This is a genomic window from Allobosea sp. LjRoot90 (assembly GCF_964254315.1).
GTDB lineage: Bacteria > Pseudomonadota > Alphaproteobacteria > Rhizobiales > Beijerinckiaceae > Allobosea.
This window is the reverse complement of sequence record NZ_CAXUTF020000006.1, coordinates 36,580-55,801: the sequence shown is the minus strand read 5'-3', so window position 1 is coordinate 55,801 and position 19,222 is coordinate 36,580. Positions and strand designations below refer to the sequence as shown.

Genomic DNA, 19,222 nt, shown 5'->3' with positions numbered 1-19,222 from the left:
CTCGGGCTTGACCCGAGCATCTCAGGCCGGAGGAGGCTCCGGTCGGAGCCTTCTCGTCACGAGATTCTCGGATCTCCGCTTCGCTTCGTCCGAGAATGACGCCTTGTCCTAGAGCATCGGCAGGCCGCGCGGCTTTGGCCCGCGCGGGAAGGTGGCGTCGAGCCGGGCGATATCCTCGTCACTCAGCTGCAGCCCGAGCGCGCCGGCATTGTCCTCGGCATGGTCAACCTTGGCCGCCTTGGGAATGGCGAAGACGGATGGGCTGCGCGTCAGGAAGGCGAGCGCGATCTGGCGCGGGCTTGCGCCGTGGGCCGCAGCGATCTCGGCCAGCACCTTGCCCTGCGTCGAGGAAGCCGTCGGGAAATCGTCCTGCCCGAACGGGCTGTAGGCGGTGACCGCCACGCCGTTCCTCTCGCACCAAGGGATCACCGCATGTTCGATAGCCCTTTCGCGTAAGTGGTAGAGCACCTGGTTGCAGGCGACCTTGCCGGGCCCGGCGAGCTTCAGAGCCTCATCGAGATCGGCGACATCGAAATTGCTGACACCCCAGGACAAGATCTTGCCCTCGGCCCTGAGGTCCTCGAACACCGCGAAGGTCTCGGCTAGCGGATAGGAACCCCGCCAGTGCAGCAGGTAGCAGTCGAGCCGGTCCGTCCTGAGCCGCTTCAGCGAGCGCTCGCAGGCGGCTCGCGTGCCGGCCTTCGAGGCGTTGTGCGGCAGTACTTTCGAGACCAGGAAGACCTCGTCGCGCCGCCCTGCGATCGCCTCGCCGGTGATCTCCTCTGCGCGGCCATCGCCATACATCTCGGCGCTGTCGATATGGGAGAGCCCGAGATCGAGCCCGCGCCGCAGTGCCGCGATCGCCTCGCCGCGCGGCGCGCGCTCAATGTTCCAGGTGCCCTGGCCGATCCGCGAGACCGCTGGACCGCCCTTGCCGAAAGCCTGTGTCGTCATGCGCATGAGCTTAGCGGCGGCATGGGGGCAAGACCATGGCGGCGAGCCTCCTTGTCGCCGGCCGACGAAGCTGCCATCCAAGGAGGGCTTTGCAGCTGGGGAGCTGATCGTGCGCAGGGTCGTCGCAGCGCTGGCTTTGGCCGGACTGGCCGTCATGCTCACCGCCACCATGGCGGCGGCCGAAACGCTCGAGGCCCTGCAGACGCGCATCGATGACCGGCAGATCGCCGTTTACCTGCACCGGCCGGCGGGAACCGGGCCTTTCCCTGTCCTGGTGCTGTCGCATGGCAGCCCGCGCGACGCCGCGGGGCGGGCAGAGTTCGGCAAAGGCACGCTCGCCGCGGTCGCGCGCCATTTCACCGCGCGCGGCGTCATGGTTGTCGTGCCGATCCGGCGGGGTTACGGCGCCGAAGGGGGTGCTTGGGCGGAAGGCTATGGCGCTTGCGAGCGCGCCGACTTCCACAGCGCCGGATTGAACAGTGCGCGCGATATTCGTGCAGCCGTCGACGCTGTCCTGTCCCGACCGGACGCCGATCGTCGTCGTGTCGTGCTGATGGGCGTGTCCGCCGGCGGTTGGGGCTCGATCGCCGCAGCCTCGCAATCCGTCCCAGGCTTGCTCGGTGTCGTCAATTTCGCCGGCGGTCGCGGCTCGCTGAAGGCCGGCGAGGTCTGTTCTCCTGACGCATTGGTCGGCGCTGCAGCGCGCTATGGCGGCAGCTCACGCGTGCCGCAGCTCTGGCTCTACAGCAGCAATGACCGCTTCTTCGGCCCGGAGATCGCCAGCCGGCTCCATCGCGCCTTCCAGGAGGCGGGGGGCAGGGCCGAATTCGTCGCCGCCCCGCCATCCGGCGATGACGGGCATCGCTATATCCGCGCGATCGACCAGTGGCAGGGTGCTGTCGGAGGTTTTCTGGCGGCGATAGGCTTCATCGGTCGTCGTTGACCGCGGCGCCTCAGCGGACCTCGACCTCGTAGCGGCCATGACGGATTTCGCCGTCGGAATAGCGCACGCGCACCTCGAAGCTGTCACGGCCGCGATAATCGGAGTTCGAGGTGTATTCGAAGGCGAGTGCTTTCCCGATTTTGCCGTCGCAATGCTGGTAGGCCCCAGGGCCATAGACCGCCTTGGCCTTGCGCGTCAGCATCCGGACCGTGCCGTGCTGCGGCCTCTGCGTCAGCGTGGCGCTCGGCCGCTTCACCTGCCGGCAACGCGTGTCCATCGTCATGTAGGTCTGCTGCATGAAGGTCGGCTCGCCGGCGGCGGCGCGGTCGATGCCGTCAGCGCCTTTGTCGCCCGAGGTCACGCAGCCACCGAGCGCACTGCAGAGCAGGATGAGGCCCAGCGTCATCATTCCGGGAACGGGCATGGCTCTCCTCGCGGCGCGCGGCCGATCACACCGGTGGCGTGCCGTTGGCGGCCAGAACCTCTCCGGCAAGATAGAGCGAGCCGCAGATCAGGATGCGCGGCGGCGCCGCCCAGGTGCGAGACGCGATCTCGCGCAGCGCCTGCTCGACTGAGCCTGCGATCTCGGCCTTCAGGCCCGCTTCGCGCGCCAGCGTCGCCACCTCTTCGGCGGAGCGCGCCGCGAGCTGGTTCTGCATGGATACGGCGAAGAGGCCCTGAGCCAGCCCCTTGAAATGGCCGAGCGTGGCGCGCGCATCCTTGGTCGCGAGCAGGCCGGCGATCATGACGAGTGGCGCCGGGTTCTTCTCTTCGAGATCGGCCATCGCCTGAGCAAGGACGCGACCGCCATCGGGATTATGGCCGCCATCGAGCCAGAGTTCGGCACCGGTCGGCGCGAGCTCGGCGAGCCTGCCGCGCGCCAGGCGCTGCAGGCGCGCCGGCCACTCCGCTTCGGTCATGCCGCGCTCGAAGGCCGAGGCTGGTAAGCCGCCGTAGCCGGCAGCGCGCAAGGCCGCGATCGCGGTGCCGGCATTGATGTGCTGATGGCGCCCGGCGAGGCGCGGCAGCGGCAGATCGAGCAGCCCGTCGCTGTCTTCGTAGACCAGTCGCCCGCTGTCTTCGTGGACGCTGAAGTCCTGCATGCCGACCAGGATCTTCGAGGCGCCGACGCGTTCGGCGGCAGCTTCGAGCACGGCGGTCGGTTCAGGTTCCTGCGGCGCGATCACCGCCGGGGCGCCGCGCTTGAAGATCCCGGCCTTCTCGCCAGCGATCTTGGTGACGGTGTCGCCGAGATATTCGGAATGATCGAGCGAGACCGGCGTCACCACCGTGCAGGCGGGATGGTCGATTACGTTCGTTGCATCATAGCGCCCGCCGAGTCCGACTTCGAGCAGCACGACATCGGCCTTGTGCTCGGAGAAGAGCAGGAAGGCGGCGGCGTTGGTGATCTCGAAGAAGGTGATCGGCTCGCCGGCGTTCACGCGCTCGCAGCGCTCCAGCGCCTCGACCAGCATGGCCTCGTCGACGAAGCGGCCGCCTCCGGGCTGTCCCAGCCGGATGCGCTCATGGAAGCGCACCAGATGCGGCGAGGTGTAGACATGCACCGACAGGCCGGCCGCTTCGAGGATCGCCCGCATGAAGGCGATGGTCGAGCCCTTGCCGTTGGTGCCGGCGACATGGATCACCGGTGGCAGCTTCTTCTGCGGGTCGCCCAGCCGTTCGAGCAGGCGCAAGATGCGTCCGAGCGAGAGGTCGATCAGTTTGGGGTGCAGCGCGAGGAAGCGCGCCAGCAGGAGGTCGGATGTGCTCATGCGGGACCGGCTCCGGCCGGCGGGTTGTCAGACGGCGGCGGCCGGCAGCGGCTCGGGTTCCGGGGCCTTGACCGCCGGCAGCTTCTGCTTGGTCAGTAGCCGACCGAGCCTGGCCAGCGTCGCCGGGATCTGATGGCGGTGCACGACCATGTCGACCATGCCGTGATCCTTGAGGTATTCCGAGCGCTGGAAGCCCTCGGGCAGCTTCTCGCGGATCGTCTGCTCGATCACGCGCGGACCGGCAAAGCCGATCAGCGCGCCCGGCTCGGCGATGTGGACGTCGCCAAGCATGGCGTAGGAGGCGGTGACGCCGCCGGTGGTTGGGTTGGTCAGCACGACGAAATAGGGCAGGCCGGCCTTGCGCAGCATGCGGGTCGCGACCGTGGTGCGCGGCAGCTGCATCAGCGAGAGGATGCCTTCCTGCATGCGCGCCCCGCCCGAGGCGGCGAAGACGACGTAGGGCGTCTTCTTCTCGAGCGCCGTCTCGGCGCCCTTGATGAAGGCTTCGCCGGCGGCCATGCCGAGCGAGCCACCCATGAAGTGGAAATCCTGCACCGCGATCGTCATCGGCAGGCCCTGGACGCGGCCATAGCCGACCTTGAAGGCGTCAGCGGCCCCGGTCTTGGTGCGGGCATCCTTGAGCCGGTCGACATAGCGCTTCTCGTCGCGGAACTTGAGCGGATCGGCGACTGCCTCCGGCAGCGGCACGTCGACCCATTTGCCTTCGTCGAAGGTCAACCGCAGGCGGTCCTGCGCGGTGACGCGCATATGGTGGTCGGAGCCGGGGATGACGAAGCCGTTGGCCTCGACATCCTTGTGGAAGACCATCTGCCCGGAATCCGGGCACTTGATCCAGAGATTCTCCGGGGTCTCGCGCTTGAACAGCGTCTTGATGCGCGGACGGACGACTTCGGAAATCCAGTTCATCGGATCATCCTTGAATTACGGAGCCGCGAATGGCTCAGGCCGCGGCCTTGGCGACCGAGCGGACGCCGGCCGCGAGTTCGGCAACCAGCGAGGTGACAGCCGAAACCGTCTTTTCCGTGGCCTTGCCATCGGCGTCGAGCGAGAGCCGGACGCGCTCGACCAGGGCCGAGCCGACGACGACGCCGTCGGCATCCCTGGCGATCGCGATCGCATCAGCCGGTGTCTTGACGCCGAAGCCGACCGCGACCGGCAGCCTGGTGTGCTGCTTGATCCGGGTGACAGCCGCGCCGACCTCGTCGTAATTGGCGATCGCGCCGCCGGTCACGCCGGTCATCGAGACATAATAGACGAAGCCGGAGGTATTCTGCAGCACACGCGGCAAGCGCTTGTCGTCTGTGGTCGGCGTCGCCAGGCGGATGAAGCTCACGCCAGCGGCGAGCGCCGGCAGGCAGAGCTCCTCGTCCTCCTCCGGCGGCAGGTCGACGACGATCAGCCCGTCGATCCCGGCGGCGCGGGCATCCCTCAGGAAGGCGTCGACGCCATAGGCCCATATCGGATTGTAGTAGCCCATCAGCACGATCGGTGTGTCGTTTCCGGCCTTGCGGAAGGCCGCGACCATGGCGAGCGTCTTCTTCAGCGTCTGCCCGGCCTTGAGGGCGCGCTGGCCGGCGAGCTGGACCGGCACACCGTCGGCCATCGGGTCGGTGAAGGGCACGCCGAGCTCGATGATGTCGGCGCCGGCTGCCGGCAAGGCGTTCAGGATGGCGCTGCCGGTGTCGAAATCAGGATCGCCCGCGGTGACATAGGTCACCAGCGCTGCCCGGCCATCCCTGGCGCAGGCGGCAAAGCGGGCTTCGATGCGGGCTTGTCCGGTCTCAGTCATGCCGGAGCGGTTAGCATGGCCGCGCCCGGCTGGCGAGAGGGCGCGGCTCAGGCAGCGGTGGCGAGCGCGGCGCGGTAGCTGCCGAAATACTTCATGCCGGTGTCGCACATTACGCTGACCACTGTCGCATCCGGCGTCAGGCTCTCGGCCAGCTTCAACGCGGCGATGACGTTCGCGCCGGTGGACAATCCGGCGAACAAGCCCTCCTCGCGTGCCAACCTGAGCGCCATGGCCTGCGCCTCCTGCGTCGAGACGCGCTCGATCCCGTCGGCGATCTCGCTTTGCCAGAGCGGCACGACGAAGCCGGCGCCGATGCCGTCGATCTTGTGCGCGCCGGGCGCGCCGCCGGAGAGCACCGGCGATTCCGCCGGCTCGACGGCGGCGATGCGGACCGCCTTGTTTCGGCTCCGCAAGCCGGCGCCGATGCCAAGCAGCGAGGCGGCGGTGCCAACGCTCTGGACGAAGCCGTCGATGCGGCCGCCCGTCTGCTCCCAGATCTCCGCCACCATCGCCTCATAGGCGGAAAGCTGGTCGCGGTTTTTCATCTGGTCGGTCCAGAAGGCGCCGGTCTTCTCTGCGATCGCTCCTGCGGTCGCGATCATGTCACGGGTCAGCGTCCCGGTCATCTTGCCGCTCTCGCTTTCGATCACAGTCAGCTTCGCCCCAAGGATCGCCATGTGGTCGAGCTTTTCGCGGCTGAAGGCGTCCGAGGTGACGATGTGCAGCGGATGGCGCTTCACCGCGCAGACCAGTGCCAGCGAGACGCCGGTGCTGCCACCGGTATATTCGACCACTGCCCCGCCGGGCTTCAGCCGGCCATCCGCCTCGGCGGCCTCGATCATGGCGAGCGCCATCCGGTCCTTCATGCTCCCGGTCGGGTTCTCGCTTTCGAGCTTGAGCAGGATGCGCGCGCCATTGGCGGGCACAACATGGCACAGCGGGATGAGCGACGTCTTGCCGATGCGGTCGAGAATGGTCGGCTGGGTCATGCGGCGGTCCTTGGAGGGCGAGGAGCTTTCCGCCTTCTCGCCCGAAAGCCACACCCGGTCCGGTCCGAAATCCGGACCGCCTTCAGGCGAACTTGGCGCCGCGCTCCACCAGCAGCGCCCGCAGCACCGAGCGGTGGCAGCGAGCCTCGTCTTCGCAATAGCAGCCGACGGAAAAGTCGCTGCCATGCGACAGGGTCGCCAGCAGGTCGAGCGCGTGGCGCGGCGCTGGCTCTGCCATCTCGGCCTTGAAGGTGCGGCTGAAGCTGGCCCAGTCTTTCTCGCTCTCGGCCGCCTTGGCCTGCGCCATCAGCTCCGGCGTTGGCGACAGCACCGGGAACCAGACATCGAACCAGTTCTCGCTGGCATAGCGCTCCTTCGGCACACCGCGCGGCACGCGCCTGACCGTGCCGATGCGCGTGCCCTCGGCGGGATCGCGCGCGCTGCCGAGACGGACTACGCGGACGCTCATACGCTGGCCCTTTCATCACTGCGTACCGGTGCGACCCCGGCAAACAGATAGCGCTCGAACCAGTCGGGAAAGGCCCGGGTCAGTTTGCGCGGTCCGGAGAGGACAAGTCCGAGCCGGTGGCTTGCGGTAAAGCTGACATCGCCACGCCACCAAGCGACCAGCGCCGGCAGCGGGCCGCGCAGGACCAGCGTTTCCGGGAAGCCGAGGTTCTGGCTGCAGAGCGAGGCTTCCGTGCGTTTGAGCAGCAGAAAGCGCTGTGGGTACCCGGTGATCTCGACGCGGATCACCAGCGGCTCGTCCGGGAGCGCCGCAAAGCGCGCGCGCCGCTGCATGTCGACCAGAACCGGTTCGAGGTCGAGGTCTTCCTGCGCGGCATGGCGCGGCAGCCAGCGCTGGCCCCAGACGCCCATCGCCTTGACCAGTTCGGCGAGTTCGAGTCCGGCTTCGGTCAGCGCGTAGTCGGGACCGGCGGCCCCTTCACCGCGGCGGAGCGCGCCGGCAGCGACCAGCGCCTGCAGCCGCTCCGACAGCATGGTCTTGGATATCCGTGGAATGCCGCGCCGGATATCGTTGAAACGGCTCGCGCCGCACAGGATTTCGCGGACGATCAGCAGCGTCCAGCGCCCGCCGAGCGTCTCATGCGCGCGCGCCATCGCGCAGAACTGGCCATAGCTGATCATGGCGCCAGCTTAGCATGTGCCAAGCATCGACACGGTCCGAAATCCGGACCGTGTCCGTTTCGTCCTCTGACTTGAGGAGGTCGGCTTACTTCTCGATCCGCCAGACCGTGCGCAACGCAGCGCTGACAGTGACCTCGCCCGGCTCGACCTGGATCGGTGCGGCGCCGGCGGCCATGCGGTAGGCGCGTGTATCGGCCATCGGTCGCACCGGCGGCTCGGCCTCGGCCTCGACGATCGAGACGAGCTCGCCGACCTTGACGCCGAGGCGCTTGGCATAGATCTCGGCGCGACCGCGCGCCGCTTCTGCCGCCTTGTCGCGGGCCTGGTCCTTGGCCTTGTCCTCGTCGGCGAGGCCGAAGCTGATCCCGGACATGTCGTTGGCGCCGGCAGCGACGAGGGCGTCGATCAGCGGCCCGGCCTTGGCGAGGTCGCGCACGATCACGGTGATGCCGGTGCGGGCCTCGTAGCCTTCGATCTTTGGTGCGCGCGCCTGCGGCGAGGATGAGGCCGAGGGCAGCGTCATACGTGGCGTCAGCGCGATCTGGGAGGTCGAGAGATCGCCCTGGGCGACGCCGGCGGTCTTGACCGCCTCGATCAGCTTGGCCAGCGCCGGGGTGTTCTTCGACAGCGCTTCCGCGGCGGTCTTGCCCTCGCTGACCACGCCGGCCTGAACGGTCGCGAGATCGGGCTTCACCCGGACCTCGCCGGTGGTCTGGATCACGATGCCTTCCGCCGGTGCGAGCGGGCCGGCAGTCTGGGCCTGGACCGGGGCGGAGAGCGCCGCGAGCGCGGCAATGATGAGGGCTTTCTTGGTCTTCGACATGATCGTCCTTCGCTGACGGATGGTCCGCAGAAGCAAGCACCGCTTCTGTGGTGCGACCATGCGCAACCTATTGGGGCAGCATCAGGACGATGCGTGTCACCGCCCCGCCAGAATCTCTGCCACCTGCGGGATATCCTTGTCGCCGCGGCCGGAGAGGTTGACGACCATCAGGGAGCTTTCGAGGCAGCGTTCCTCCGTAGGATTTTTAGAGTTTATCCCAAACTAGCGAGTACATAACTCCCAGCGCGCCGGCGATAGCGAACAATAAAAATAATGCATTGAAGGATTGTCTGTATGACGGCGTGCATCCTCTCTGATTAGATTTGCCGATCAAATTCTTATGATCGCTATCAATCTCGATTCGAGACAGCACTTCGCTAACAGCGGCTTCGCTGAGTTTAAGCAATTGAGAAGTTCTCATATCAAGTAATTTAAATACAAAGCATACTGAAATTATCATAACCCCGACAAAAATGCACGCAGGGCGGTTTTTTTGAGAGAGGGCCGCAAAGTAGGCAGTAAACAAGAAGCCGGAGATAATTATAAAAAAATTGAACGCCTTAAGCCTCTGGTCGGCGTGAATCTTGAACCATTCGACCGATATATCCTTTAATATCTTTAGATCGTCGGTTTTCTCGCTCATGGCGTTCCCAGCCGCCCCGCCAGAATCTCCGCCACCTGCGGGATGTCCTTGTCGCCGCGGCCGGAGAGATTGACGACCATCAGATGGTCTTTCGGCTTTTTCGCGGCGAGTTCGGCGACCCTGGCGAGGGCATGCGCCGATTCCAGGGCCGGGATGATGCCTTCGAGCTTGGAGATCAGCTGGAAGGCTTCGAGCGCCTCCTCGTCGGTGGCCGAGAGATAGGTGGCGCGGCCGGTCTCGTGCAGCCAGGAATGCTCCGGGCCGATGCCGGGATAGTCGAGCCCGGCCGAGATCGAATGGGCGTCGTTGATCTGCCCGTCCTCGTTCATCAGCAGATAAGTACGGTTGCCGTGCAGCACGCCGGGGCGGCCGCCGGTCAGCGAGGCCGCGTGCAGGCCGGACGGGATGCCGTGGCCGGCGGCCTCAACGCCGTAGACCTCGACGCTCTTGTCGTCGAGGAAGGGATGGAACAGTCCCATCGCATTGGAGCCGCCGCCGATGCAGGCGACCAGCGAATCCGGCAGGCGTCCTTCCAATTCCTGCATCTGCACGCGGGTCTCGTTGCCGATGACGCACTGGAAATCGCGCACCATCGCCGGATAGGGATGGGGGCCGGCGACCGTGCCGATGCAGTAGAAGGTCGACGCGACATTGGTCACCCAGTCGCGCAGCGCCTCGTTCATCGCGTCCTTGAGCGTCTTGGTGCCGGATTCAACCGGCACCACCGTCGCGCCGAGCATCTGCATGCGGAAGACGTTCGGCGCCTGTCGGGCGACGTCGACCGCGCCCATATAGACGATGCATTCGAGGCCGTAGCGGGCGCAGAGCGTCGCGGTCGCGACGCCATGCTGGCCGGCGCCGGTCTCGGCGATGATCCGCTTCTTGCCCATGCGCCGGGCGAGCAGGATCTGGCCGAGCACATTGTTCACCTTGTGCGAGCCGGTGTGGTTCAGCTCCTCGCGCTTCAGGTAGACTTTGGCGCCACCGAAATGCTCGGTCAGACGTTCGGCGAAATAGAGCGGCGAGGGCCGGCCGACATAGTGCTTCAGCCCGCTCGTCATCTCGGCGTGATAGGCCGGGTCTACCTTGGCGGCGTTGTAGGCCTGCTCCAGCTCGAGGATCAGCGGCATCAGCGTCTCGGCGACGAAGCGGCCGCCGAACTGGCCGAAGCGGCCGTTCTCGTCCGGGCCGTTGCGGAAGCTGTTCGGTGCGTGCGGCGCGTTCATGCCTGGCCTGCCTTCTTCAATTCTTCTGCCGCCGAGCGGGCGGCCTTAACGAAGTCCGCAATCTTCTCGACATCCTTGATGCCGGGAGCGCTTTCGACCCCGGAGGAGACGTCGACGCCGGCCGGCCTCGCGATGCGGATGGCCTCCGCGACATTCGCCGGATCGAGCCCGCCCGATAGCATGAAGCGGAAAGCCGGGTCGAGACCGGCGAGCAGGCCCCAGTCGAAGGGCCTTCCGTGCCCGCCGGGATAGGCCGCATCCTTCGGCGGCTTGGCGTCGAGCAGGATCCGATCGGCGACACCGTGATACAGCGCGACCTCAGCCAGATCGGCAGCGGTCGCGACGCCGAGCGCCTTCATCACCGGCAGGCCGGTCGCGGCCTTGATCGCGGCGACCTGCTCCGGCGTCTCCTTGCCGTGCAATTGCAGCCAGTCCGGCCGCACGATCTGCGCGAGCTCGGTTGCCTGCTGCGGCGCGTAGTCGACGATCAGCGCGACGATCTGCGTCCTGCCGCGCGCCTGGGCAGCGAGCTCGGCCGCGCGCTCGGGCGTGACATAGCGCGGGCTCTTGGGATGGAAGTTGAGGCCGATCATCTCGGCGCCGGCGGCGAGCGCCGCCTCCAGCGTCTCCGGGGTCGAGAGGCCGCAGATCTTGATGGGAAAGGCGTGGTCGCGTGTCATGCCGGCGCTGTAGCACAATAGCCCTCGCCGCTGCACTCGTGACATGATGCAGCCCGAGGGACCGCCGGGCGACGGTCCGGGGTGAGAGCGGGCGACGAATGGGGCGGCGTTTCTTTGCAGGTCTGGCGGCGCTTCTGCTGATGGCCGGCCTCATCTCGCTCGGCGTCTACATGTGGAGCCAGCCCAGGACGCTGAAGCTCGCGGTCGGTCCGCTCGGCTCCGACGATGCCAGGCTCGCCGCCGCCCTCGTCCAGGGCCTCAGCCGCGAGAAGAAGCCGGTACGTCTGCGTCTCGTCCTGACCGAGGGTTCGGCCGAGAGCGCGCTGAAGATCGATGCCGGCAAGGTCGACCTCGCCATCGTCCGCCCCGATGTCGCCCTGCCGGCCAAGGCCGATACGGCGCTGATCACCCGCCGCTCCTTCCCCTTCTTCATCGGCTCCAAGGATCTCGGCACCGACCGGATCTCCGGGCTGCGCGGCAAGCGCATCGGCGTGGTGCGCGCGCCATCGGGCAATCTCGACCTCTTGAAGCTCGTGCTTTCGCAATACGAGGTCTCGCCGGAGGCGGTGACCGTCGTCCCGCTCGGGCCGGAGGACGTCGCCGCGGCGATCGCTGATGGTCACATCGACGTGCTCTTCGCCGTCAATGTGCTGAACGCCCGCGTCGTCACCGAGGTGGGCTCGCGCCTGCACCGGGCCTTCGGCGAGACCCCGACCATCATCCCGATCCGCGAGGCCGATGCGCTCGCCGCCCGCAACCGGGCGATCGAGAGCGGCGAGATCGTCCGCGGCGCGCTCGGCGGCGACCCGCCGCTTCCTGCCGAGAACCTGCCGAGCATCTCGATCACCTCGCGCCTGATGGCAGCGCAGTCGCTCGACGATGCCCGGGTCGGCGAGCTCGTCGGCGCGATCCTGTCGCTGCGCGTCACGCTCGCGACCGAGCTGCCGGCGATCCAGGGGCTGGAGGCGCCCGAGACCGACAAGGATGCGCCGCTCGCGGTGCATTCCGGCGCAGCCGCCTTCATTGACGGCGAGCAGGAGACCTTCTTCGAGCGCTATGGCGACTGGTTCTATCTCGGCGTGATGGCGCTCTCGCTGATCGGCTCGGGCGCGGCTGGCCTGTTCGGTGTCGAGAGCGTAGCACGCCGCAAGCGCGCGATGGCGGATCTGAGCCGCCTCATCGTCCTGCTCGGCGGGATGCGAACGGCGGCGGACGAGCCGGAACTGGCGGCGATGGAACGCGAGGCCGATGCCGTCCTCGCCGGAGTGCTGGAAAGCTATGCGCGCGGCGACATCGATGCCGGCGGCGTCGGCGCCTATCGCCTCGCCATGGATCAGCTCGGCCGCGCCGCGACCGAGCGCCGCATCGTCCTGGCGGAAGCGATGGCAGAGTGAACAGCTTCATTCCTGCCGCAAATGCAGGTCATCCGAAGATGTTGCCGCACCGGCGCCTCCGGAACTTGCCCATGACCTCCGCCTTCGCCTCGCTTGCCCTGGGGGCGCTCCTCACCCTCTCCGCCATTGCGCCGCTGCAGGCCCAGGCTCCCGAAAACTGGCCGCAGGTGAAATGCGAGCGCTGGCGCACCGCCTATGACGAGGCCCTCAAGCGTTTCGGCAAGAAGGGGTTGGGCGAGGAATTCCTCGCCCGCAACGAGGCCTTCATGGCCTCCGGCTGCCAGACACCGCCCGATGTCTGCCCGCGCAGCGCCGAGGAGCTCAACTTCGCCAATGTCATGGTGATGGCGGGCATGAATGCCGGGGTATCCTCGACCTTCATGCCCTTCGCCTGCCGGAAGTCGTGATCCGGCTCTAAAGCAGCGACATGTGCAGGCCGGTTCCGGCGAGGACGCCGTCGGCAACGGCGAGCGCGACGCTGTGCCGGCCAGTCGCGGCATCGCCCGCCGCATAGACCCCGGCGACGCTGGTCTGCTTCATGCTGTCGACGCGCAGCAGCGGGCCGAAGGGGCCATTGTCGAAGGCGCAGCCGAGATCTTCCGCGAGCGGGCTCGCCGGGCAGATGCCGGCAGCGACGAACAGTGCCTTGACCGGCGCCAGCCGGCCATCGGCGAGACGCAAGCCCGTCATCGCCGTCCCTTCGCCTTCGGCCGCCGCGATCGGCACGCGCTCGACTGTGACGCCTCGGCGCGCCAGCAGGGCAGCCGCCTCGGCATCGGGCTCGGCTTCGCCGTTCAGGAACAGCGTGACCTCGCCCCAGTCGGCGACGAGCGCTGCCTTGAGGGCCGAGAACGAGCCGCTCGCCAGCACGCCGAGCTTGCCGCCGCCGAGCTCGTAGCCATCGCAATAGGGACAGTGCAGCACGCTCTTGCCCCAGCGTTCCCGGAGGCCCGGGATTGCGGGCAACTCGTCGCGCACGCCGGTCGCCAGCAGCAGGCGCCGCGCCCGGTGCTCGTCGCCGGCGGAATCGGTGATGCTGAAACCATCCCCCTCGATTTTGGCGTCGCTGGCTCTGGCGTCCTGCCAGGCGACGGTCGAGTAGGCGAGGAGCTGCGCCTTCGCCTCGGCAATGATTGCTGCCGGCTCACGCCCATCCTGGCCGAGGAAGCCATGCGAATGGCTGGAGAAGCGGTTGCGCCGCCGGCCTTCGTCGATCACCAGGATGCTGCGGCGTGCCCGCGCCAACTGCAGGCCGGCGGAAAGGCCGGCGAAGCTGCCGCCGACGATGATGGCGTCATAGGGTGTGGTCGTGCTTGGCATGGATCTGTCTCCGTTCGTCGAAGCGGCGGCTGAAATCCGCCGCGAGATCGGACAGCCGCACCCGGTCGAACCGGCTGGCGAGCAGTGCCTCGGCCTCGACGAACGCCTCGCCCAGCGCCGCGTTGACCGCCTGCTCGACCAGGCATTGCGGGTTCTCGCTGCGATGGCCGAGCCCGATCAAGGCGGGTTCGCCGAGCGCGCGGTGAACATCGCCGAGCGTGATCGCATCGAGCGCGCGCGCCAGCGTCCAGCCACCGCCGTGGCCCTTTTCGGAACGCACCAGCCCGGTTTCGCGCAGGCCCGCCATGGTGCGGCGGATCACGACCGGGTTGGTGCCGAGGCAGGCGGCGAGCTCTTCCGAGGTCATCGCTGTGCCGCGATCGGCCATGTGCAGCAGCACGTGCAGGGTGGCGGAAAGGCGGCTGTCCTGTTTCATGTAACTATGAATGTTACGTGATATGGCGCCTGTCAAGCACCGCCCGGAGAGCGGGCGTCGCCCCATTGCGGTTGCCCAAACGCCATCAAGCGTTTATGTGCAGCGCAACGAATTCCAGATTCACTCAGACAGATGGCTGCGCCGGCCGGGGTCTCCCTGCCGGCTCGCGGTCATGAAACAAGGCCCCGACCGCATGTCCATGCGCAACATCGCCATCATCGCCCACGTCGACCACGGCAAGACCACGCTGGTCGACAAGCTGCTGCAGCAGTCCGGCACCTACCGCGACAACCAGCGCGTGATCGAGCGCGTGATGGACTCCAACGAGCTGGAGAAGGAGCGCGGCATCACCATCCTGGCCAAGGCCACCTCGGTGGTCTGGAAGGATGTCCGCATCAACATCGTCGACACCCCCGGCCACGCCGATTTTGGCGGTGAGGTCGAGCGCATCCTGAACATGGTCGATTCGGCGATCGTGCTGGTCGATGCCGCCGAGGGGCCGATGCCGCAGACCAAGTTCGTGGTCTCGAAGGCGCTGAAGCTCGGGCTGAAGCCCATCGTCGCGATCAACAAGGTCGACAAGCCCGACGCCCGCGTCACCGAGGTGATCAACGAGGTCTTCGACCTGTTCGCGGCGCTCGACGCCAGCGACGAGCAGCTCGACTTCCCGATCCTCTATGGTTCAGGCAAGCAGGGCTGGATGGCGCCCTCGCCGGAAGGTCCGCAGGATCAGGGCCTCGCCCCGATGTACGACCTGATCCTGAAGCATGTGCCGGAGCCGCGCATCGAGGAAGGCCCGTTCCGCATGCTTGGCACGCTGCTCGAGGCCAATCCCTATCTCGGCCGCATCATCACCGGCCGCGTCGTCTCGGGCTCGGCCAAGCCGAACCAGCAGATCAAGGTGCTGTCGGGCGACGGCACTCTGGTCGAGAGCGGCCGCATCACCAAGATCCTCGCCTTCCGTGGCCTCGAGCGCACGCCGATCGAGGAAGCCATCCCCGGCGACATCGTCTCGATCGCCGGCCTGGTCAAGGGTTCGGTCGCCGACACCTTCTGCGACCCGTCGGTCGAGACGCCGATCAAGGCCCAGCCGATCGATCCGCCGACGGTGTCGATGACCTTCATGGTCAATGACTCCCCGCTTGCCGGCACCGAGGGCGACAAGGTCACCACCCGCGTCATCCGCGACCGCCTGTTCAAGGAGGCCGAGGGCAATGTCGCGCTGAAGATCGAGGAGGCCAAGGACAAGGACTCCTATATCGTCTCCGGCCGCGGTGAACTGCAGCTCGCCATCCTGATCGAGCAGATGCGCCGCGAGGGCTTCGAGCTCGGCGTCTCGCGTCCGCGCGTCGTGCTGAAGCGCGACGAAGCCGGCCAGCTGCTCGAGCCGATCGAGGAGGTCATCATCGACGTCGACGAGGAGCACTCCGGCGTCGTCGTGCAGAAGATGTCCGAGCGCAAGGCCGACATGCTGGAGATGCGTCCGTCGGGCGGCAATCGCCTGCGCCTCGTCTTCCACGCCCCGACCCGCGGCCTGATCGGCTATCAGGGCGAATTGCTCACCGACACGCGCGGCACCGCGATCATGAACCGGCTCTTCCACGCCTATCTGCCCTATAAGGGCGAGATCGGCGGGCGTCGCAACGGCGTGCTGATCGCGATGGAGACCGGCGAGGCCGTCGCCTACGCGCTCTGGAACCTCGAAGACCGCGGCCCGATGATGATCGAGCCCGGCTGGAAGGTCTATCAGGGCATGATCGTTGGCGAGCACACCCGCGAGAACGATCTCGAGGTGAACGTGCTCAAGGGCAAGAAGCTCACCAACATCCGCACGACGTCGAAGGACGAGGCGGTGCGCCTGACGCCGCCGATCCGGATGACGCTGGAGCGCTCGCTCGCCTGGATCGACGATGACGAGCTCGTCGAGGTCACCCCGAAGTCGATCCGCCTGCGCAAGGGCATCCTCGACCCGAACGAGCGCAAGCGCTCGCAGAAGCAGAAGGCCGAAGTGGCCTGAATTAGGCTTTGATCGCTCCGGTCGAGATCCTGCTGATCACCGGCCCGGCCGGGATCGGCAAATCGACCCTGTGCTGGGAGATGGGCGCGGTTCTGGCTGAGGCCGGCATCGACCATGTCGCGATCGAGAGTGATGAGCTCGACCGTGTCTTCCCAAAACCCGGCGCCGAGGAGCTGGCCCTGCTGGCGCCCGGTGCGGGCGATGTCAGCCAGCTCAATCTCGCCGCGCTCTGGGGCACTTATCGCGCGCTCGGCCATACCCGCCTGATCATGTCGGGCGTGATGCTCCATGTCGGTTTCGACAAAAGCTGGATCCTCGCCGCCATCCCCGATGCCCGCATCACCGTGGTGCGTTTGCGGGGGAGCGAGGTAAGCTTGCTCCAACGGCTCGACCGCCGCGAGGCGGGCGCGGGGCGTGACGCCCAGATCGAGCGCTCGTTGCGGCAGGCGAAACGCATGGCTGGCGACGTAGCGGACGGCTTCATTGTCGTTGATACGGACGGCCGCACGCCGGCGGAACTGGCGCATGACGTGCTCGGCAAGGTCGGTTGGCTGAAATCCGCGACGTAGCGGCAGTTTCCCGGGCCGCGGATTGGGCGGCCCATTGTCAAACCGGCAGGCATCAGCTTCCCTGAAGCAATTCGTGACCTTGTGCCGCGGCCTCACCGATGCGCTTTCGAACTCTGCTTGCGCTCTTCCTGATGCTGGGCCCGGCCATGGCATCGGCTCAAGGCAAGAAGCAGCCAGAGCCGATGCATATCGTCATCGTTCGAAGCACCGAGGCTGCCTGCGAGCGCGATTGTCACGAGTGGATCGCGGCGCAGGGGGCGATCGTGCCGGGATCGCTGGATCAGCTGCGCGCGGTGCTGACATCGTTGAAAGGGAGACAGCTCCCTATCCTGCTCTCGTCGTCGGGCGGCTCGGTATCGGCTGCCATCGCCATGGGAGAGTTGATTCGCAAGCACCGGCTCGACGTTGCAGTGGCGAACACGGCGTTCGAACCCGGATGTGAACCTCGCAACCGGCCCTGCGCGATCAACGGGAAACCCGGCGTGATCAGAGGGCGCATCGATGCATACATGCCGCGTTGCTCCTCCGCGTGCACATTCGTTCTCGCAGGCGGAGCACGGCGCTTCGTTCCGCCGACTGCCCGGATCGGTGTCCATCAATCGACGACCTGGCGGACCACGACCACATTTCGGCGGACCTACCAGGTCGTGCGGCGGCCTGCCGATGGAGCCGAGGTAAGCCGCAAACTGATTCGAGAAGCGTCGGCCAAGAAGACCGTCAAAATTCCGATGCGGGCCGGTGAAGTTGACCCGCGCCTCGAACGCCATTTCGAGGCTATGGGCCTGGACAGGAGTTTCCTGGCCATGACGGTCGCGACGCCGGCCGACAGCATGCGCTATTTGCAGCTTGAAGAATTGGCGCAGACGCGGATCGCAACCCATGCCGCCCCGCCGCCTCCGCTATTTCCTCTGGAACAGCCTCGGGCGATCGCAGCCGCGCTCACGGCCGAACACAAATTGGCCGATCTGGGGAAAGCCAAGATCGCCGGGGATATCGATCTTGGTCGGCGGCGTGGCCAGCCGCCTCACCAGCTTCAGATCATGATGAGCGGGCGGGATGACCAGACCGACACCGTGAAAGTCTACATGCGGCTTCGTCGTGGACCGAAACTGGTCGCGACCAGCCTGCTGTCGACCTCGTTCCGGATGTCGGACAATGAACCGATCATTGCGCGCAATGACGATCCGGCCGAACCCGAGGGGCCGATGACGGCCGAATTCCCATTGTCGCGTATATGTGCCCTGCGCGAGCGGACCTGGATCGCGATCGAAATCGGACCCAAGGCTGGAGGTGACGGACTCGGCCAATGGTCGAAGATCGCCACGGTCGCCGGCCTGCCGCCGCTTCTGTCGATGCAGCGCGAGTTCTGCCGGGGCCGTTAGAGCCGCCGCGCCTTCATTGGCTGCCGACCCGCCCTGCGTCGACGGCCATTGCGCCCACTTTGCGGCTCTGCTCCCTTGCGCTCCGCGATAAAGGGGAAGGATTTCACCATGCAGTTCCGCAATCTCGGCCGCTCCGGCCTGCGCGTCTCGCTCGTCGGCCTCGGCTGCAATAATTTCGGCGGCCGGATCGATCTGGAGGCGGCGCGCAAGGTCGTCGACGCCGCGATCGAGCATGGCATCACCCTCTTCGACACCGCCGACATCTACGGCAATCGCGGCGGCTCGGAGCTGGCGCTCGGCGAGCTGCTCGGCGCCCGCCGCAAGGACATCGTGCTCGCCAGCAAGTTCGGCATGAACATGGACGAGGAGGGTGTGAAGAAGGGTGGCTCGCGGCGCTACATCGTCGAGGCGGTCGAGGCCTCGCTGAAGCGGCTGCGGACCGACTGGATCGATCTCTATCAGCTCCACCGGCCCGACTCGCTGACCCCGATCGAGGAGACGCTACGGGCGCTCGAGGACCTGATCCGCCAGGGCAAGGTCCGCTATATCGGTTGCTCGAACCTGCCGTCCTGGCAGGTGGCCGATGCGCACTGGACGGCGAAGACGCTCGGCATCGAGGCTTTCGCCTCGGCGCAGGACGAGTACAGCCTGCTGGTTCGCGGCGCCGAAAAGGAGCTGATTCCGGCTGCGCAGCATTTCGGCATGGGCCTGCTCCCTTATTTCCCGCTCGCCAACGGCCTGCTCACTGGCAAGTACCAGCGTGGCGCCCCGATGCCGGAGGGCGCCCGTATGACCCGTGAGGCGCAGCGCGCCGGCGAGGTGCTGACGGAGGCGAACTGGCTGAAGACCGAGAAGCTCGCCGCATTCTGCGAGGCGCGCGGCCGGACGCTGCTGGAGCTCGCCTTCTCCTGGCTCGCCGCCCAGCCGGTCGTCTCCAGCGTCATCGCCGGCGCGACTAGGCCCGAGCAGATCGCCGCCAACGTCAAGGCGGCCGACTGGGCGCTGACACCGGAGGAACTGGCCGAGATCGACGCGATCACGCGCTGAAATCCGCCGCGAGAGCGCCTCAAAGAAGCCCAACGACCAAGCGAGATCGTTAACCCTATCCCCCTGCC

Annotated in this window: 21 protein-coding genes; 7 read left to right on the top strand and 14 right to left on the bottom strand. The window is 66.9% G+C overall.

Annotation, left to right across the window (positions count from 1 at the left end; genetic code table 11):
* Window positions 1-108: 108 nt before the first annotated feature.
* On the bottom strand, window positions 109-954 hold the full coding sequence (locus tag ACSQ3M_RS20930) for an aldo/keto reductase (protein ID WP_436152004.1): 846 nt from the start codon (window positions 952-954) through the stop codon (window positions 109-111).
* A 109-nt stretch (window positions 955-1,063) separates the two neighbouring features.
* On the opposite strand from ACSQ3M_RS20930, the gene ACSQ3M_RS20925 reads away from it, so the two are divergent.
* Window positions 1,064-1,897 (top strand): alpha/beta hydrolase family protein, encoded by an 834-nt coding sequence (locus ACSQ3M_RS20925; protein ID WP_436152003.1) that lies wholly within the window; start codon window positions 1,064-1,066, stop codon window positions 1,895-1,897.
* Window positions 1,898-1,907: 10 nt separating this feature from the next.
* Here the strand turns inward: ACSQ3M_RS20925 and ACSQ3M_RS20920 are convergent, their stop codons facing one another.
* The 11 genes from ACSQ3M_RS20920 to ACSQ3M_RS20870 all read right to left on the bottom strand — a co-directional run bounded on the left by ACSQ3M_RS20920 (window position 1,908) and on the right by ACSQ3M_RS20870 (window position 10,989).
* A complete protein-coding gene (locus ACSQ3M_RS20920) occupies window positions 1,908-2,321 on the bottom strand; it encodes a hypothetical protein (protein ID WP_436152002.1) in 414 nt (137 codons plus the stop codon).
* A 25-nt stretch (window positions 2,322-2,346) separates the two neighbouring features.
* Window positions 2,347-3,669: a bifunctional folylpolyglutamate synthase/dihydrofolate synthase gene (locus tag ACSQ3M_RS20915; RefSeq protein WP_436152001.1), complete on the bottom strand. Its 1,323-nt coding sequence runs from the start codon at window positions 3,667-3,669 to the stop codon at window positions 2,347-2,349.
* Window positions 3,670-3,696: 27 nt separating this feature from the next.
* A complete protein-coding gene (accD, locus tag ACSQ3M_RS20910; protein WP_436152000.1) occupies window positions 3,697-4,596 on the bottom strand; it encodes an acetyl-CoA carboxylase, carboxyltransferase subunit beta in 900 nt (299 codons plus the stop codon).
* 34 nt (window positions 4,597-4,630) lie between these two features.
* Complete coding sequence (trpA, locus tag ACSQ3M_RS20905) at window positions 4,631-5,479, bottom strand: tryptophan synthase subunit alpha (protein ID WP_436151999.1); 849 nt, start codon at window positions 5,477-5,479, stop codon at window positions 4,631-4,633.
* A gap of 47 nt (window positions 5,480-5,526) precedes the next feature.
* Window positions 5,527-6,468: a PLP-dependent cysteine synthase family protein gene (locus tag ACSQ3M_RS20900; RefSeq protein WP_436151998.1), complete on the bottom strand. Its 942-nt coding sequence runs from the start codon at window positions 6,466-6,468 to the stop codon at window positions 5,527-5,529.
* Between the two features lie 82 nt (window positions 6,469-6,550).
* A complete protein-coding gene (locus ACSQ3M_RS20895) occupies window positions 6,551-6,937 on the bottom strand; it encodes a DUF488 domain-containing protein (protein ID WP_436151997.1) in 387 nt (128 codons plus the stop codon).
* Window positions 6,934-7,617 (bottom strand): winged helix-turn-helix transcriptional regulator, encoded by a 684-nt coding sequence (locus ACSQ3M_RS20890; protein WP_436151996.1) that lies wholly within the window; start codon window positions 7,615-7,617, stop codon window positions 6,934-6,936. Before ACSQ3M_RS20890 ends, ACSQ3M_RS20895 begins: the two co-directional genes overlap by 4 nt.
* An 85-nt stretch (window positions 7,618-7,702) precedes the next feature.
* Entirely contained in the window at window positions 7,703-8,440 is a 738-nt protein-coding gene (locus tag ACSQ3M_RS20885; protein ID WP_436151995.1) for an SIMPL domain-containing protein, read from the bottom strand.
* 205 nt (window positions 8,441-8,645) lie between these two features.
* A complete protein-coding gene (locus ACSQ3M_RS20880) occupies window positions 8,646-9,083 on the bottom strand; it encodes a hypothetical protein (RefSeq protein ID WP_436151994.1) in 438 nt (145 codons plus the stop codon).
* The gene (gene trpB, locus ACSQ3M_RS20875; protein WP_436151993.1) at window positions 9,080-10,309 is read right to left on the bottom strand and encodes a tryptophan synthase subunit beta; all 1,230 of its coding nucleotides are present in this window, start codon (window positions 10,307-10,309) and stop codon (window positions 9,080-9,082) included. The genes ACSQ3M_RS20880 and trpB overlap by 4 nt, the downstream gene beginning before the upstream one ends.
* Complete coding sequence (locus tag ACSQ3M_RS20870) at window positions 10,306-10,989, bottom strand: phosphoribosylanthranilate isomerase (protein ID WP_436151992.1); 684 nt, start codon at window positions 10,987-10,989, stop codon at window positions 10,306-10,308. The genes trpB and ACSQ3M_RS20870 overlap by 4 nt, the downstream gene beginning before the upstream one ends.
* 140 nt (window positions 10,990-11,129) lie before the next feature.
* Here ACSQ3M_RS20870 and ACSQ3M_RS20865 point away from each other — a divergent pair, with 140 nt between their 5' ends.
* Window positions 11,130-12,383 (top strand): TAXI family TRAP transporter solute-binding subunit, encoded by a 1,254-nt coding sequence (locus ACSQ3M_RS20865; RefSeq protein WP_436151991.1) that lies wholly within the window; start codon window positions 11,130-11,132, stop codon window positions 12,381-12,383.
* A gap of 71 nt (window positions 12,384-12,454) precedes the next feature.
* Window positions 12,455-12,790 (top strand): hypothetical protein, encoded by a 336-nt coding sequence (locus tag ACSQ3M_RS20860; protein ID WP_436151990.1) that lies wholly within the window; start codon window positions 12,455-12,457, stop codon window positions 12,788-12,790.
* A gap of 7 nt (window positions 12,791-12,797) precedes the next feature.
* Here ACSQ3M_RS20860 and ACSQ3M_RS20855 read toward each other — a convergent pair whose 3' ends face one another.
* Together ACSQ3M_RS20855 and ACSQ3M_RS20850 are read right to left on the bottom strand one after the other, a co-directional pair.
* Window positions 12,798-13,703, bottom strand: coding sequence for an NAD(P)/FAD-dependent oxidoreductase (locus ACSQ3M_RS20855; protein WP_436151989.1), 906 nt, complete (start codon window positions 13,701-13,703; stop codon window positions 12,798-12,800).
* Window positions 13,678-14,139, bottom strand: coding sequence for an Rrf2 family transcriptional regulator (locus ACSQ3M_RS20850; protein ID WP_436151988.1), 462 nt, complete (start codon window positions 14,137-14,139; stop codon window positions 13,678-13,680). Before ACSQ3M_RS20850 ends, ACSQ3M_RS20855 begins: the two co-directional genes overlap by 26 nt.
* A gap of 193 nt (window positions 14,140-14,332) precedes the next feature.
* Here ACSQ3M_RS20850 and typA point away from each other — a divergent pair, with 193 nt between their 5' ends.
* The 4 genes from typA to ACSQ3M_RS20830 all read left to right on the top strand — a co-directional run bounded on the left by typA (window position 14,333) and on the right by ACSQ3M_RS20830 (window position 19,154).
* The gene (gene typA / locus ACSQ3M_RS20845; protein WP_436151987.1) at window positions 14,333-16,156 is read left to right on the top strand and encodes a translational GTPase TypA; all 1,824 of its coding nucleotides are present in this window, start codon (window positions 14,333-14,335) and stop codon (window positions 16,154-16,156) included.
* A gap of 8 nt (window positions 16,157-16,164) precedes the next feature.
* Window positions 16,165-16,725, top strand: coding sequence for a hypothetical protein (locus ACSQ3M_RS20840; RefSeq protein WP_436151986.1), 561 nt, complete (start codon window positions 16,165-16,167; stop codon window positions 16,723-16,725).
* Between the two features lie 98 nt (window positions 16,726-16,823).
* Window positions 16,824-18,107 carry a hypothetical protein gene (locus ACSQ3M_RS20835; RefSeq protein ID WP_436151985.1) on the top strand — a complete coding sequence of 428 codons (1,284 nt, stop codon included), beginning with the start codon at window positions 16,824-16,826 and terminating at the stop codon, window positions 18,105-18,107.
* Between the two features lie 108 nt (window positions 18,108-18,215).
* Complete coding sequence (locus tag ACSQ3M_RS20830; protein WP_436151984.1) at window positions 18,216-19,154, top strand: aldo/keto reductase; 939 nt, start codon at window positions 18,216-18,218, stop codon at window positions 19,152-19,154.
* Window positions 19,155-19,222 lie beyond the last annotated feature (68 nt).